We start from the raw sequence: 14,470 nt of genomic DNA, 5'->3' as shown, positions 1-14,470 counted from the left end.
TGTCTTGATCAGTAGCCGGTCACGCCGCGCAGGAAGCGCTGGAACAGGCTGCGGCCAGCCCACCGCCACAGGCGGTCCGTGATGAAGCCCAGCAGGCCGAGCACGATGATCGCGGCGAACATCCAATCAACTTGGAAATAAAGGCGCGCGGTCCAGATGATGTAGCCAAGCCCCGAGTCCGCAGCGAGCATCTCTGCCGCCGCGATGACCAGGAACGACGAGGCCAGCGCCAGCCGCATGCCGACGTAGATCGACGGCAGGCTCGCCGGGATCGTCACGCGCCGGAAGACCTGAAGCGGTTTCGCGCCGAGGCAGCGCGCCGCATCGAGCTTGTCCTGCGAGATGCCCGACACACCGCTGGCGGTGTTCACCGTCACGATGAAGGCCGTGGCATAGGCGATCAGGATGATCTTGCTGACCTCGCCGACGCCGAACCACACGATGAACAGCGTGACGAGCGCGATCGCCGGAACGAAGCGGAAGAAGTGGATGAACGGGTCGATCAAGGCGCGCGCAGTGCGCGACACACCGACCGCGAGACCGATCGGGATGGCGATGGCGCTGCCCAAAATCCAGCCCGACAGGATCCGCATCATCGACACCGCGATGGAGCTCAGCAGCGTGCCGTCGAGCAGCAACTGCCAGGCGCCCTGAAGCACGGCGACCGGGGTGGGCAGGAACATCGGGTCGACGAACCATGTAGACACCGCCTGCCACAGCAGCACCACAGCGGCCACCGAGGCGGCGGACCACGCCATGTCTTTGCGGGCCGCATCTTTGTTCATTGCGCTTGCCATTGCGAGGACGCCTCCTTTTCGATGTCGGCCTCGATCTCGCGCACCGAGCGGGCGAATTCGGCATCCAGATCGTCCCGCGGATAGGGCAGGTCGATATCGTAGATGCGGGTGATGTTGGCGCGCGGGCCGCGGCTCATGACGGCGACGCGCTGGCCGAGGATCACCGCCTCGCGGATGTCGTGGGTCACGTAGACCATGGTGCGGCCGGTTTCCTGCCAGATGCGGATCAGCTCCTGCTGCAGCACACGGCGAGTCAGCGCGTCGAGCGCCGCGAAGGGCTCGTCGAAGAGGATCAGTTCGGGCTCGGCGGCCAGCGTCCGGGCGATCTGCACCCGCTGCTTCATGCCGCCAGACAGCTCGTGCGGGAACTTCTTTTCATGGCCGCGCAGGCCAACGAGGTCGATGTATCTCTGCGCGATTTCCCGGCAAACCTTGCGCGACTTGCCCGCCACCTCCGGGCCGAAGCCGACGTTACCAGCCACGGTCAGCCATTCGAAGAGCGGCTCTTCGACGGATTGGAACACCATGCCGTGCCGCCGGTCGGGGCCGTTGATCTTTTCTCCGAAGGCGAGCACTTCGCCTTCGGTCTGTTTCTGGGTGCCGGCGACGATCTTCAGAAGCGTCGACTTGCCCGAGCCCGAAGGCCCGACGAGGATGAAGAACTCCCCCTCGGCGATGCTCAGGCTGAGATCGGCGAGGATGAGTTCGCTGCCGGCCTTCTGACCGGGGTAGGCCATGCCCACCCCGTCGAAGGAGATTGCGGCCGTGGTCGCAGTCATCGTGGTATCCTTGGTATTCAGGGCGCTCATTCGGCGAGGGTGACCGCGCTCGGAACCGCTTCGGTCAGGAAGGACGCGTCAACGCCGGTCTCGAAGGTGACTTCCGCCGACTGGCTGCGCGAGACAAACTCTGACACGGCGTCGAAACCGGCCTTTTCGTAGTCCCCGAGCGCGAGGCTGAAAGCGTTGTAGTCGAGCAGGTTGCGCACGGTGTCACGCGGCGCGCGGGTCTTGCTTGCGATGATGTCCGCCGCCTCGTCGGGGCTTTCCGAGATGAAGCTGCTGGCCTTGTCGAGCGCGCGCAGTACCGAGACCACCGCCTCGGGGTTTTCCTCGGCAAAGCCCGAAGCCGCGGCGATATAGGCGCTGCCCTTGAGCTTCGCGGCGCTGTCGTCGGTCAGAACGTAATGCTCGCCGTCGCTGGTCGATTTTTCGGTGCCGTCAGCCCAGACGAAGGAAGCGTCGATGCGGCCGGAACGCAGCGAGGCGACGATTTCCATCAGGCTGGTGAAGCCGACGATCTCGACGTCGTCGGGGCTGAGGCCGTTCTCTTCGAGATACTTGAAGGTGATCAGGTGTTCGGCGGTGCCCGTGGCGATGCCGATCTTCTTGCCTTTCAGGTCGGCGGGCTCCTGGATGTCGTTCGACACGACCAGCTTGTGGAAGCCCGGCGTCGAGTGGAAGATCCCCGCCAGCACCTTCAGCTTGCCGCCTTGGATGCGCGACACCATCGGGAAGTCGAGCCCGACAGACATATCGGCGCGGCCGACCAGCAGCGCGTCGATCGCCTCGACGCCGGTGGCGAAAGTGGTGATCTGTGCGTCGATCCCCTCTTCGTCGAAATAGCCCTTGTCCTCTGCGACCCAGATTTGCGAGCCGGTGGTATAGGCGTCAACGCCGAAGCGGACGGCTGTTTCTGCAAAGACCGGCTGCGCGGCGAGGAACCCGCAGGCGGCCAGCAGGCCGCCGAACATGCGAACGGATTTGGTCATGAGTTCTCCTGGGAAGCGTTGTTGGGAGCGTTATTGGCCGCGTGCAGGAAGTGCATCGCGGAGAGTTGCGAGGTGGTGCGGTTGTTGATGAGCTTGGGGTTGTGCCACGACCGGGAGGCGAGGATCACCGTGCCGTCGCCGGATTTGACGGCGGCCATGCCGGTCAGCAGCGCCTCGCCTTCCGGCACGTTGAGCAGCCCCGCGATGGCCAGCGTGGCATTGGTGGCAGAGGATTGCGTGGTCAGCGTCGCGCCTTCCACGACGATCTGATCGCGCAGCGCATGCATGACATTGGGCGTCGCGTCGGGATCGATCAGCTCGAGCGACGCGTGCGGCGCGAGGAAATGGTCGATCAGCACGCAGGGCTCGCCGTTGGCGAGGAAAAGCCAGCGCAGCGAGTCCACCGCACGGCCGGGCTCGAGCCCCATGAGCGAGGCGATCGCGTCGGGCAGTTCTGCCTTGCCACGGCTCAGCTCGCGGACCGCGGGGGTCATCTTCGATTGCTCGATCAGCTTCCAGAAGCCGACGTTGTTGCCCATGGAATTCATGATCGGAGGCTCGGCGACAAAGGTCCCGATGCCGTGGCGGCGGGTCAGCATCCCGCGCGCCAAAAGCTCGGAATAGGCTTCGCGCACCGAGTTGCGGCTGAGGCCGAGCAGCTGCGCCATGGCGATTTCCGCCGGCAGGCGGTCGCCCGGCGTCATGCCTTCGGATCTGATGAAGTTGATCACGCGATCTGTTGAGGTTTCCTGCATACCGACTCCAGAGGTAGGACGTCCTACCTCTTGTCGTGACGCGAGGTAGCTGTCAAAGTCCGCGCCAAAGAAATCGCGAGTTTTCCAGAAAGAGGGGCACGCTTTGACGTGTTGCAGCCCAAAAATTGTGCAAACAGGCGCGCCTGAGCGCTCCTTTCCGGTTCCGACCGCCCCTCTGGACCCGGCGGAGCACCCGGAAATGGCGCCCATCCCAAGCGGCACATGGCTCATTGGCGACGACGGCCCCGAGGCGATTCCCGGCGATGGCGAGGGGCCGGTCCGGCCCGTGGACCTGCCCGCCTTCCTGATCGACCGCACCGCCGTGACCAACGCGCAGTTCGCCACCTTCGTCCGCGCCACCGGCTACCGCACCGAGGCCGAGCGCGCCGGCTGGTCCTTTGTCTTTGCCGCACAGCTCCACCCGGACGGCACCCTCGCCGAAGTCGATGATCTGCTCGCCCCCGAATGGTGGTGCGCCGCGCGCGGCGCCTGCTGGCATCGGCCCGACGGGGGCAGCTCGTCGCTGCGCGGCCGCATGGATCACCCGGTCGTGCATGTGTCGTGGCAAGATGCCATCGCGTTCTGCGACTTTGCCGGAAAGCGCCTGCCGACCGAGGAAGAATGGGAGGTGGCCGCACGCGGGGGATTGCGGCGGGGCACCTATCCGTGGGGAGACGATCTCACGCCCGGCGGCGCGCATATGTGCAATATCTGGCAGGGCCGCTTCCCGATGGAGAACACCGGCGCAGACGGCTATCTCGCGACGGCACCGGCGCGCAGTTTCCGGCCCAATGGTTTCGGCCTCTACAACATGTCCGGAAACTGCTGGGAGTGGACGGCCTCCGACTGGCATCCGGGCGCGCCGGATCTCAAGGCGATGCGCGGCGGCTCGTATCTGTGCCACGCGTCCTATTGCAATCGCTACCGGGTGTCGGCGCGAACGTCGAACGGCGCTCAGGCGACGTCGAGCCACCTTGGCTTCCGGTGCGCAGCGGACGTGCGGGCCCAAGGCACCCCGAGCTGACACGCCCCACGCCAAAGAACCTGCCGCATTGCTGGGCGATGGCGCAACCACGCAATCAGACCCTGGTAAAAATCTCGTGACCTCTCGCCCGAAGTCCGTCGTGAAATCTGGACCACCGGCGCAATGCGCTGTTTCAGCGGCCGCAGCAAAGACGAGAGATTCCCCCCTACCCCGAAGGACCCGGTGATGAGCCGCCGCGAAACCGCATTCACCTCCCCCGAGGCCGTCCCCGTGGACAGAGCCTCCGGCACCGAAGCAACCGGTCCCCTTCAGAGCCGCCGCGCGCCCTCGAAAGGCCGCGGCCGCAGGCTGCTGCGCCGCTTGCGTGCCCCGTTCCGCATCCGGACGCTGATCCGCCGCAACGAGATCGCCTACACGCTGGTGGCGGCGCTGATCGGTGTGCTCGCGGGCGCTGCGGTGATCGGCATGCAGGAGGTGATCCACCTGCTGGGTCTTCTGGTTTTTGGCTACGCCGATCCGGTCAGCGGCGCGCAGCAACTCGACCCGCTGCGCGCCTTCGCCGGACCGGTGCTCGGCGGCGTCCTCGTGGGCCTGTCCTATCTCGTCGGACGTCGCTGGTTCCGCCGCGTCGCCGACCCGATCGAGGCGAATGCCGTCGGCGGCGGCAAGATCCCGGTGCCGGGCAGCATCTACATCACCCTGCAGACCATTGCCTCAAGCGGCTTCGGCGCCTCGGTTGGCATGGAGGCAGCCTACACGCAGGCCGCTTCGGCGCTCGCGTCGTGGAGCGGACAGAAGCTGCGGCTGCGCCGCGAGGACCTGCGACAGCTGGTTGCCGCGGGTGCGGGAGGGGCCATCGCCGCGGCTTTCGACGCGCCGCTCACAGGCGCATTCTACGCGTTCGAACTGGTGCTCGCCGCCTATTCCGTCGCCGCCCTGCTGCCGGTGCTCTCCGCCTCGATCGCCGCCACCGTGGTGGCACGGCTGCTGTCGGATACGCATGGCACGAGCCTTGTCTTCGCGGGCGACATTCCCGCCCGCTCCTACCTGCTGATCGCGCTGCTGGCGGTCGCCGCGGCGCTTGTCGGGATCTTCGTCATGCGCTCGGTGGCGCTGATGGAGCGGCTGCTGAGCAAGAGCCATATTCCCGGATGGAGCCAGCCGATCCTCGGCGGCATCTGCGTCGGCGCTCTGGCGCTCATCAGCCCGCAGGTGCTGTCGTCGGGCCATGGCGCCATGACGCTGGTGATGGGCAGCGATCTGCCTCTCTGGCCACTGATCCTGCTGTTTTTGCTCAAGATGACGGCGTCGATCATCTCGCTGGGTGCGGGCTTTCGGGGTGGGCTGTTCTTTGCGTCCCTGCTGCTTGGCGCGATCCTCGGCAAGGTTCTCGCGCTGCTTTGGATGCTTGGGTTCGGTCTGCAACCGCCGGTCGAGGTGCTTGCGGTGGTCGGCATGTGCGCCCTCGCCACGGCGGTGATCGGCGCCCCGCTGACCATGAGCTTTCTCGCGCTGGAAATGACCCAGAGCCTGCCGCTGGCACTGGCGGTGCTGGTCTCCGCCTTGCTCTCGACCTCGATCGTGCGGCAGTTCTTCGGCTTCAGCTTTTCCACCTGGCGTTTCCACCTGCGCGGCGAAACCATCCGTTCGGCCGCCGATGTCGGCTGGATGCGCGATCTTACCGTCGGGCGCATGATGCGGCGCTCTGGCCATACGTTGTCGGCCGCCGCCACCATCGCCGAGGCGCGGCGCCGCTTTCCGCTCGGGGCGACAAAGGCCGTACCTTTGCTCGACGAGGCGGATCGCTACGCCGGGCTGTGCCTGATGACCGACCTGCATTGGGACGGGCAGGATCCCAAGGCGCCCCTGTCGAGCATCGCCCGCTTCAGAAGCGCATGGCTGCGCCCCGAGCAGACCGTTCAGGACGCGATCGGCGCATTTGCCAAGAATGAGGCGGACACGCTGGCCGTGCTCGATTCCGAGCGGCAGGTGCTTGGCATCGTCAACGAGCACTACTGCCTGCGCCGCTATGCCGAGGAAACCAACAAGCGCCTCTATCCGGCGCGGCGCTGAACAAGGGTCCCGCGGGATTTCGCTTCGGAGGCTGCTGCAACACGGGTGCAATCGCTCCGCCGTGCAGATCGCCAATCTCAGTCGGCGCGCTTTCGGAACTCTGACGGGGTGACGTCGAACGTTGCCTTGAAGGTGCGGCTGAAGAAGGCGGCATCGCCAAAGCCTGCGCGATGCGCGATGTCGAGCACCGGCAGGCGGGTGTAGGTCAGCAGTCGTTTCGCCTCGAGCATCCGGCGGCGGCGCACCAACTCGTTTGGCGCGATCCCGAGAATCCGCTTGCAGATGCGCGTGAGATGCGGCGCAGAGACGCCGATGGCGCGGGCATAGTCCTCGACGGTGACCGTTTCGGCAAAGCGCGCCTCGACCAGCTCGCAAAACGCCTGCGCCTGCGCCTCGTGGCGGCTGAGCTCGGCGCCAGCGTGCCCAGCATCAATATGGGCGGTCCGCCGCAGTTCCTCGATCAGTGTCAGCACGATGGCGTGGCTGAGCGCCCTGAGCAGGGCTTCGCGCTCGCTGCCGACCGAATGATAGGCCGCGCCGAGCTGCCGCATGAGCGCATCGACATCGGCAAAACGCGGCGTTTCGGACTGCGCAAGGAAGCCAGCGTAGGGCTGCGTCACCTGCCTGAGCCGATCAAGCACGGGCGGATGAATCTCCGTCTCGGGAATGGTTAGCACATCGCCGTTGATATCCTCGGGGAAGCGGAACCCATGTGGCGTGCCCGGGGGCACGACAAGGAGCAGCGGCTCGCTGGTGCGATGATCCCCATCGCCGACACGGAATTTGACGCTTGGGGTGCGGAACAGAAAGATCTGCAGCAGCCGGCTGTGGCGATGAAGTCGGATTGTCCAATCAAGCTTGCTGCTGCGCTCATAGATTGTCTCGAGGTGAATCGGGTCCGAAAGCGTGCCGGACAGCAGTTCCCCGTATAGCTCGTAGGTCGGAATCAAGCGTGCCATGAGCCCTCCTTGCCGCGCTTACGCCACGGACATGATCTGCACATGATCGAAAAATGCAAGTTTTTGTGCGTCGCGTTCATTCCGCGCAAGATCGAAAAGGTTATTTTGACGGGTACCATTAAGGGAGGACCTACCATGACCATCACCCGTCGCAGCGTGCTCGGGCTGGCCACGGCGCTCAGCACTATTGCCATTTCCGCGCCCGCCTTCGCGCAGGAGTTCCAGTTCTCGATCCACCACTTCCTGAGCCCGAAATCTCCGGCTCAGACCGTGCTGCTTGAGCCCTGGGCAAAGTCCATCGAGGAAGCGTCCGGCGGACGCATCCACTTCGAGATTTTCCCGGCCATGTCGCTTGGCGGCTCGCCGCCCGAGCTCTACAGCCAGGTGCGTGACGGTGTGGTCGATCTGGCCTGGACCCTGCCGGGATACACCCCGGGCAGCTTCCCGCATCTCGAAGTGTTTGAGCTTCCCAATGTGCATGGTGGAGACGCCCGCGCGACGAACCTCGCCATCAACGACATGATGGAAGACCTCGCCGAGGACTTCGAGGACGTCCACCCGATCCTCGTTCACGTTCACGCTGGCAACGCGCTGCATCTTGCGGGCCGCACCGTCGAAAGCGCCGAGGACTTCGCCGGCCTGAAGGTCCGCAGCCCCTCGCGCACCGGCGCATGGGTGATCGAGGAACTGGGCGCCGAGCCGGTCGCAATGCCAGTGCCCGCGCTGCCGCAGGCGCTGTCGAAGAAAGTGGTCGACGCGGCGCTCGTGCCCTTCGAGGTCGCCATCCCGCTCGGCCTGTCGGAGCTGACCGACTCCTCGGTCGAGCTCGACGGCGGCAAGCGCTTCGGCACGTCGACCTTCCTCTTCGCGATGAACAAGGACAGCTACAACTCGCTGCCCGAGGATCTGCAGAAGATCATCGACGACCATTCGGGCCGCGCGCTGGCCGAGGAAATGGGCGTGAAGTGGAACGGTATCGAGCCGGTGGGCAAGCAGATGGCCGAAGACGCGGGCAACTCCGTGGTCGCCCTGTCTGCCGAAGCCTCCGCCGCCTTCGACGGGCCGTTCGAGGCCGTGGCGGGCCGCTGGCTGGCCGAAGCCGAAAGCAAGGGCATCGACGGCGAAACGCTGATCGAAAAGGCCCGTGCTGCCGTGGCAGAGCACACCGAGTAACTCTGACATGTCCATTCGATCCCTGATTTCCGGGGTCATCGCGACATGGGCGCTGGCGGGCGGCCTCGTGCTGCTCGTCATCGTCCTCGCGACGGCCGTCAACGCCGCCGGCTTCACGGCGGATATGATCGCTGGGCTCTGGGGCGGCGACGTCCCGGGCCTGTCGGGCTACGAGGACGGGGTGACGATGCTGATCGGCGTCGCGGCCCTTGCCATGTTCCCCTATTGCCAGTTGCACGGCGGGCACGCCGCCGTGGACATCTTCATGGACAAGGCCCCGGACTGGGCGCGCCGCGGCGTCGAAATCCTTTCGGGCCTGCTGGTCACCGCGCTCGCGCTGACCATGGCGGTGATGCTGATCTACGGCACCATCGAGACCCGCGCCGACAATGTCGAAACCGCCGTGCTGGGCTGGCCCGTGTGGGTCTTCATGCCGACTGCCGTCCTGTCGTGCCTGCTCTGGGCCATTGCGGCGCTGATGGAAACCTTCGGACAGGAGGTGTCCTATGCAAAGTGAACTGATCGGTGTCTTTGGCCTCGTCGGCCTTTTTGCGATGATCATGCTGCGCATCCCCGTGGCGCTGGCGATGATCCTGACCGGTATCGTCGGCACATGGGCGCTGAGCCTCGCCTCGCCCTTCATCAAATTCGTGCCCTATCTCATGCAGTTCAAGACCGCGCTGTGGAACAGCGTGGCCAATTACGACCTGTCGGTCGTGCCGCTCTTCGTGCTGATGGGCTTTCTCGCCGCAGAAACCGGGCTGAGCCGTGACCTCTTTCAGGGCCTGAGCGTGATGACCCGCAAGATCCGCGGCGGCGTCGCCATGGCGACGATCCTCGCCTGCGGTGGCTTCGGTGCGGTCAGCGGATCTTCCATCGCCACAGCCTCGACCATGAGCCGCGTTGCGCTGCCGGAACTGCGTCGGCTGAAATACGACGAGGGCCTGTCGACCGGCGTTCTCGCTGCGGGCGGCACGCTCGGCATTCTGATCCCGCCCTCGGTGGCGCTGGTGATCTATGCCATCGTCGTCGAGGCCTCGATCCTAGAGATGTTCCAGGCTGCGATCATTCCCGGCATCCTCGCGGTGATCATGTTCCTCGTGGTGATCCGTCTGCGCATCGCCCGCAATCCCGCGCTCGCCCCCGAACTGACCCCGATCAGCGATGATGAGGTGCGCCGCTCGCTGCGCCGCCTGCTGCCGGTGGCGCTGATCTTCGGCTCGATCATCCTCGGCCTCGGCATGGGGCTCTTCACACCGACACCGGCGGCCGCCGTCGGGGTGTTTCTGATCCTCGTCTACGGTCTGATCCTGCGCTTCTATTCCAGCGACGGGCTGACCTGGGCGCGCCTCAAGGCGGCGCTGCTGGCGACCGCCAAGACCGCCTCGATGATCTATTTCATCCTGTTCTCCGCCGACATCCTGAAGGGCTTCTTCGCCCGCTCGGGCCTGCCCGGAGCGCTGTCGGACTGGGCCGCGGCCTCGTCGCTCGATCCCTATGTGATCCTCGTGGCGATGCTGCTGATCCTCATCGTGCTGGGCTGCTTCATGGAGAGCCTGTCGATGATCCTGGTCATCGTGCCGTTCTTCTGGCCGGTGCTCGTGCAGCTCAACGGTGGCGACTACATCACCGCCGAGACCGCCGCCTTCGGCATGTCGAACTCCGACCTGCGGATCTGGTTCGGGATATTGGCCTTGATCGTGGTGGAGCTTGGGCTGATCACGCCGCCGGTCGGGATGAACGTCTTCGTCATCAAGTCTTTCTCTCCGAAGACGCAGATCTCGACGATCTTCCGCGGCGTCGCCCCCTTCTTCGCCATCGAGCTTGTTCGCGTCGCCATCCTGGTGCTCGTGCCGAGCCTGACCCTCTTCCTGACGCGCATATTGTGAGGAGCCCGCGATGACACGAACCATCAAGACACAGGTCTGCATCATCGGCGCCGGGCCCAGCGGTCTGCTGCTTTCGCAACTGCTGGCCAATGCCGGGATCGACACCGTGGTGCTGGACCGCAAGGACCGCGCCTATATCGAGGGGCGCATCCGCGCCGGGGTGTTGGAACAGGGCACCGTCACCGCGCTGGAAGAAGCCGGGGTCGCCGAGCGGCTGCACCGCGAGGGCATCCCGCACGACGGCTTCGAGCTGGCCTTCGACGGGGCGCGGCACCGCATCGATCTCGCGGGGCTGACCGGCAAGTCAGTCATGGTCTACGGCCAGACCGAGGTGACCAAGGACCTCTTCGACAAGCGCTTCGCGCAGGGCCAGCAGTTCTTCTTCAACGTCGAGGACGTCACGCCGCACGCGCTGAAGTCCGACGTGCCGCAGGTGAGCTTCACCCATGACGGCGAAGAGATCACGGTGAGCTGCGATTATGTGGCGGGCTGCGATGGCTACCACGGCGTGTCGCGGCAGGCGATCCCGAAGGACGTGCTGAAGACCTTCGAGCGCGTCTACCCCTTTGGCTGGCTCGGCATCATGGTCGATCAACCGCCGGTCAACCACGAGCTGATCTACGCCAACCACCAGCGCGGCTTTGCATTGGCCTCGATGCGCTCGGAGACGCGCAGCCGCTACTACATCCAGTGCGACCTGTCTGACAGCGTCGAGGAGTGGAGCGACGATCGGTTCTGGGAGGAGTTCGCCACGCGGCTTGGCCCCGACGCCGCCGCCAACCTGCAGACGGGGGCGTCTTTCGAGAAGTCCATCGCGCCGCTGCGCTCCTTCGTCGCCGAGCCCATGCGCTACGGCAACCTCTTCCTCGCTGGCGACGCGGCGCATATCGTGCCGCCCACCGGCGCCAAGGGGCTCAACCTCGCCGTGGCCGACGTGCGCCTGCTGGCGCGTGGCCTGACCGAGCATTACGCCGGCAATGACGCGCATCTCGATGCCTACTCCCAGACGGTCCTTGCACGGGTGTGGAAGGTCGAGCGCTTCTCTTGGCAGCTCTCGACGCTCATGCACCAGTTCCCCGAGAACTCGCCGTTCGAAGCGCGCATGCAGAAGGCGGAGTTCGAGTATCTCGCCAGTTCCGAGGCCGCCTCGCGCAGCATCGCGGAGAACTACGTCGGCCTGCCGCTGGAGTAAGTCACTCACAGAACGCGCAGCAAAAACGGCATGGCCCAAGGGCCGCGCCGTTCTTGCTGAACCGCTGCGGCGCCTCGGCCTGCTCAGGCCTTCGCGCGTTTGGGCAGGCCATAGTCCGGCCCGGGCAGCAACGGCAGCAGCGGGCCGTCGCCGCCGCGCATATCGGCGCCGGGCAACACTGGCAGCACGGCGGGACCATAGAGGGCGCTCACCGGTTCGAGGCCCCAGATCGCCCGCGCGAGTTCGGGTTTGACCGAGGCGAGTTCCAATTGTGCCTTGGGGCCGAGCGCGCGCAGCGCCGTGGGGCCGGGCCAGAGGCTCTCGACCAGCAGACCGCCTGCATTCAGCAGCGCGTGGCTGGGCAACAGCAGGTGGTGGTAGCTGACCCCGCGCACCCCGCGCGCAAGCCGCAGGCGGCTGCCGCGGCGCTGCGCCAGATGCCCGGCGCGGGCCAGCGCGGGCTGGCCGCTGGCGGGATCGGTGACCGCGATGCAATGCTGGCGCGACAGGCGCAGCTCGGCAGCATTGCCAAGCGCGCCGGGCTGGATCACCACCGGGGCAAGCATCGGGTCGGCCTCGATCTCATCGCCGGTCACGCTGCGCGCCCCGGCCCAGAGGATCGGCTGCGCGCCGCTTTCGGTCATCACCAGATCGCCGGGCTGCAGATCCTCGACCGGGGTCCAGCCGCCCGGTGTCGCAATCGGTGTGCCCGCCACGAGACAGGGCACCCCCATGGCATAAAGCGTCTGATCGGCGGTGACGCTCGCCGGAGAAACTCCCATTAGCACAACGCTCTCGCCGGTCGGGAAGGTCAGCACGGCATTGCCCGAGCCGTCGTCGCTGATCACGACGTCCCATGTGTTAACCGTCTCGCCCGCGTCGTCGAGCAGCCCGCTGGTGTTGAGTTGGTCGATGGTGCGATTGTCACCATCCAGCGTCATGTCGAAGTCGGTGATCGTGTCGGCGCCACCGTCGGTGGTCAGGGTGAAACTGTCGCTGCCCGCGCCGCCGGTCAGCGTGTCATCGCCCTCGCCGCCGGTGATCGTGTCGCTGCCATCTCCGCCGCTGATCGAATCCGCGCCGCTGCCACCGGTGAGGCTGTCGTCACCTGCGAGACCATAAAGCTCCGCATCGGCATCGCTGGCCGAGGCGTCGATCGTGTCACTGCCGGATCCGCCGACAACCTGCTCGATTTCCCAGAACTGGCCGGTGGAGCCAGCGGCACCCACCTCGTAGCTGCCGAACTCCCAGCCGTCGAAGGTGACCGAGACCGGGTCCGTCGCATAGCTGAAGTCGAGCGCGTCTGTGTCGCTGTCGTCGCTGTCCTCACCGCCGTAGGCCATGTCGAAGTCTTCGGTGTCGGTGACATAGAAGCGGTCCGAGCCGGTGTCGCCCCACAGCCAGTCGTCTCCGGCGCCGCCCCAGAGCAGGTCGTCGCCCGCGGCGCCGTCCATCGAGTCGTTGCCGTCCTCGCCGAGCAGGTAGTCGTTGCCGTCCCCGCCCCAGATGGTGTCGGCCCCGGTGCCCCCCCAGAGCGTGTCGCTGCCAAGGCCGCCGTCGAGCGTGTCGGCGCCATCTTCGCCGTAGATCAGGTCGGTGCCGCCGTTGCCTTGGATCGAGTCGTCGCCGGTCCCGCCCCAGATCTCGTCAGCGCCCGTGCCGCCGGAGATGCTGTCGTTGTCGGCGTCGCCATAGACCGTGTCATTACCCGATCCGGCGGTGACGGTGTCGTTGCCGCTTCCACCCCAGATGCTGTCGTCGCCGCCTTCGGCGTTGAGCTGGTCGGCGCCAGCGTCGCCATAAACCGTGTCTGCGCTGTCGCCCGAGAAGATCGTGTCGTCGCCGTCGCCGCCGTGGAACTCGTTGCCGCCGGTCAGGATCGGGCCGGTTTCGTCGTCGATGCGGTCGTTGCCCGCGCCGCCATAGACGGTGTTCGAGCCGCTGCCCGCGTCGATCGTATCGTTGCCGTCGCCGCCATCGATATAGTCGTCGCCCGCGCCGCCTTCGATCGAGTCGTCGTCACCCTCGGCGTAGATCGTATCGTTGCCGTCGTCGCCGTAGATGGTGTCGTTGCCGTAGCCGCCGTAGATCAGGTCGTCGCCCGCGCCGCCGTGCAATTCGTTCGCGCCGTAATATTGCGCGCCGTTGATGTCGTCGATGTAGTCGTTGCCATCGCCACCGTAGACGGTGTCGGCGCCCTCGCCATAGATGATCGTGTCGTTGCCGCCGCCGCCTTCGATGTAGTCGTCGCCCGCCCCGCCATCGAGGGATTCCGAGAAATCTCCGCCTTCCATGGTGTTGGCGTCGTCGCGCTCGTAGGCCTGCGCATCAAGGGCGCTATAGGCGACGCCCTCGGCGGGCAGCGTGCCCGCGCCGCCGTAGGTGTAGGTGATGCCGGGCGTGATCGGCTGGTCGGTGGCATAGCCGACAACGCCGTAGCCTTCGATCGCCAGTTCATAGACGTTGATGGCGGTGCCATCGGGCGCGTAGACGATGTTGACGCTGCTGACGTAGAGCTTGCCCGTGGCGAGGACCGTGCCGTCGGCGTCGGTGGCCGTGGCGGTCTGCTGGCTGCCGTCGAGCGCGGCGCCGCCACCGCTGAGGTAATCCTCATCGTCGGTGACCGCGACGGTGACCCGCTGGCTCTGTTCCCAAGTGGGCGTGACGCCGGCACCAGCCACACCATCTTCGGAAAGGTAATAATAGTCGCCTACTGCAAAGGCGCTGATTTCGTAACTTGCCACAACACACTGCCTCTCATTCGGAAGCGCGGCCGCTGTACCCGGCCGTTGCGGCAGCACTGGCACGCAGCCTGCAATTTCGCAACGTCAGGCTGCCAAACGGCGCCCACAGCGTCACCGGCGCGAGAGGGTTGT

Annotated in this window: 12 protein-coding genes; 6 read left to right on the top strand and 6 right to left on the bottom strand. The window is 65.9% G+C overall.

The annotated features are described in order from the left end of the window. Positions 1-8: 8 nt before the first annotated feature. Genes ACXAD2_RS05865 through ACXAD2_RS05850 form a run of 4 tightly spaced genes read right to left on the bottom strand, consistent with a single transcriptional unit; the run spans position 9 to position 3,323 of the window. Positions 9-785, bottom strand: a complete 777-nt coding sequence (locus tag ACXAD2_RS05865; RefSeq protein ID WP_475168051.1) for an ABC transporter permease — start codon at positions 783-785, stop codon at positions 9-11. Beyond that, the gene (locus ACXAD2_RS05860) at positions 782-1,576 is read right to left on the bottom strand and encodes an ABC transporter ATP-binding protein (protein WP_475168047.1); all 795 of its coding nucleotides are present in this window, start codon (positions 1,574-1,576) and stop codon (positions 782-784) included. The genes ACXAD2_RS05865 and ACXAD2_RS05860 overlap by 4 nt, the downstream gene beginning before the upstream one ends. A gap of 26 nt (positions 1,577-1,602) precedes the next feature. Then, entirely contained in the window at positions 1,603-2,568 is a 966-nt protein-coding gene (locus ACXAD2_RS05855) for an ABC transporter substrate-binding protein (RefSeq protein ID WP_475168046.1), read from the bottom strand. After that, complete coding sequence (locus ACXAD2_RS05850) at positions 2,565-3,323, bottom strand: GntR family transcriptional regulator (protein ID WP_475168044.1); 759 nt, start codon at positions 3,321-3,323, stop codon at positions 2,565-2,567. Before ACXAD2_RS05850 ends, ACXAD2_RS05855 begins: the two co-directional genes overlap by 4 nt. Positions 3,324-3,522: 199 nt before the next feature. Between ACXAD2_RS05850 and ACXAD2_RS05845 the strand changes: the two genes are divergently transcribed. Continuing rightward, positions 3,523-4,347, top strand: a complete 825-nt coding sequence (locus ACXAD2_RS05845; RefSeq protein WP_475168043.1) for a formylglycine-generating enzyme family protein — start codon at positions 3,523-3,525, stop codon at positions 4,345-4,347. 186 nt (positions 4,348-4,533) lie between these two features. Then, entirely contained in the window at positions 4,534-6,381 is a 1,848-nt protein-coding gene (locus ACXAD2_RS05840) for a chloride channel protein (protein ID WP_475168040.1), read from the top strand. A gap of 77 nt (positions 6,382-6,458) precedes the next feature. Here the strand turns inward: ACXAD2_RS05840 and ACXAD2_RS05835 are convergent, their stop codons facing one another. Further along, positions 6,459-7,340: a helix-turn-helix domain-containing protein gene (locus ACXAD2_RS05835; protein WP_475168038.1), complete on the bottom strand. Its 882-nt coding sequence runs from the start codon at positions 7,338-7,340 to the stop codon at positions 6,459-6,461. Between the two features lie 135 nt (positions 7,341-7,475). On the opposite strand from ACXAD2_RS05835, the gene ACXAD2_RS05830 reads away from it, so the two are divergent. The 4 genes from ACXAD2_RS05830 to pobA are packed head-to-tail and all read left to right on the top strand — an operon-like array spanning position 7,476 to position 11,594. Next, entirely contained in the window at positions 7,476-8,513 is a 1,038-nt protein-coding gene (locus tag ACXAD2_RS05830) for a TRAP transporter substrate-binding protein (RefSeq protein WP_475168035.1), read from the top strand. 7 nt (positions 8,514-8,520) lie between these two features. Beyond that, complete coding sequence (locus tag ACXAD2_RS05825; RefSeq protein ID WP_475168034.1) at positions 8,521-9,030, top strand: TRAP transporter small permease; 510 nt, start codon at positions 8,521-8,523, stop codon at positions 9,028-9,030. Continuing rightward, the gene (locus tag ACXAD2_RS05820) at positions 9,020-10,402 is read left to right on the top strand and encodes a TRAP transporter large permease (RefSeq protein WP_475168031.1); all 1,383 of its coding nucleotides are present in this window, start codon (positions 9,020-9,022) and stop codon (positions 10,400-10,402) included. The genes ACXAD2_RS05825 and ACXAD2_RS05820 overlap by 11 nt, the downstream gene beginning before the upstream one ends. 10 nt (positions 10,403-10,412) lie before the next feature. Then, positions 10,413-11,594: a 4-hydroxybenzoate 3-monooxygenase gene (gene pobA, locus ACXAD2_RS05815; protein WP_475168030.1), complete on the top strand. Its 1,182-nt coding sequence runs from the start codon at positions 10,413-10,415 to the stop codon at positions 11,592-11,594. Between the two features lie 83 nt (positions 11,595-11,677). On the opposite strand, the gene ACXAD2_RS05810 is transcribed toward pobA, so the two are convergent. Continuing rightward, entirely contained in the window at positions 11,678-14,338 is a 2,661-nt protein-coding gene (locus ACXAD2_RS05810) for a Hint domain-containing protein (protein ID WP_475168029.1), read from the bottom strand. Positions 14,339-14,470: the final 132 nt, after the last annotated feature.

Source organism: Salipiger sp. ABN3_019, assembly GCF_056158605.1.
Note: the sequence above shows the minus strand (reverse complement) of the source record. Positions and strands in the feature narration are given on the sequence as shown.

Bases quoted from the DNA above. Each gene is read 5' to 3' on its own strand.
- ACXAD2_RS05840 (WP_475168040.1), top strand. From the start codon at position 4,534: ATGAGCCGCCGCGAAACCGCATTCACCTCCCCCGAGGCCGTCCCCGTG.
- ACXAD2_RS05865 (WP_475168051.1), bottom strand. From the start codon at position 785: ATGAACAAAGATGCGGCCCGCAAAGACATGGCGTGGTCCGCCGCCTCG.
- ACXAD2_RS05835 (WP_475168038.1), bottom strand. From the start codon at position 7,340: ATGGCACGCTTGATTCCGACCTACGAGCTATACGGGGAACTGCTGTCC.
- pobA (WP_475168030.1), top strand. From the start codon at position 10,413: ATGACACGAACCATCAAGACACAGGTCTGCATCATCGGCGCCGGGCCC.
- ACXAD2_RS05825 (WP_475168034.1), top strand. From the start codon at position 8,521: ATGTCCATTCGATCCCTGATTTCCGGGGTCATCGCGACATGGGCGCTG.
- ACXAD2_RS05855 (WP_475168046.1), bottom strand. From the start codon at position 2,568: ATGACCAAATCCGTTCGCATGTTCGGCGGCCTGCTGGCCGCCTGCGGG.
- ACXAD2_RS05845 (WP_475168043.1), top strand. From the start codon at position 3,523: ATGGCGCCCATCCCAAGCGGCACATGGCTCATTGGCGACGACGGCCCC.
- ACXAD2_RS05830 (WP_475168035.1), top strand. From the start codon at position 7,476: ATGACCATCACCCGTCGCAGCGTGCTCGGGCTGGCCACGGCGCTCAGC.
- ACXAD2_RS05860 (WP_475168047.1), bottom strand. From the start codon at position 1,576: ATGACTGCGACCACGGCCGCAATCTCCTTCGACGGGGTGGGCATGGCC.
- ACXAD2_RS05820 (WP_475168031.1), top strand. From the start codon at position 9,020: ATGCAAAGTGAACTGATCGGTGTCTTTGGCCTCGTCGGCCTTTTTGCG.
- ACXAD2_RS05850 (WP_475168044.1), bottom strand. From the start codon at position 3,323: ATGCAGGAAACCTCAACAGATCGCGTGATCAACTTCATCAGATCCGAA.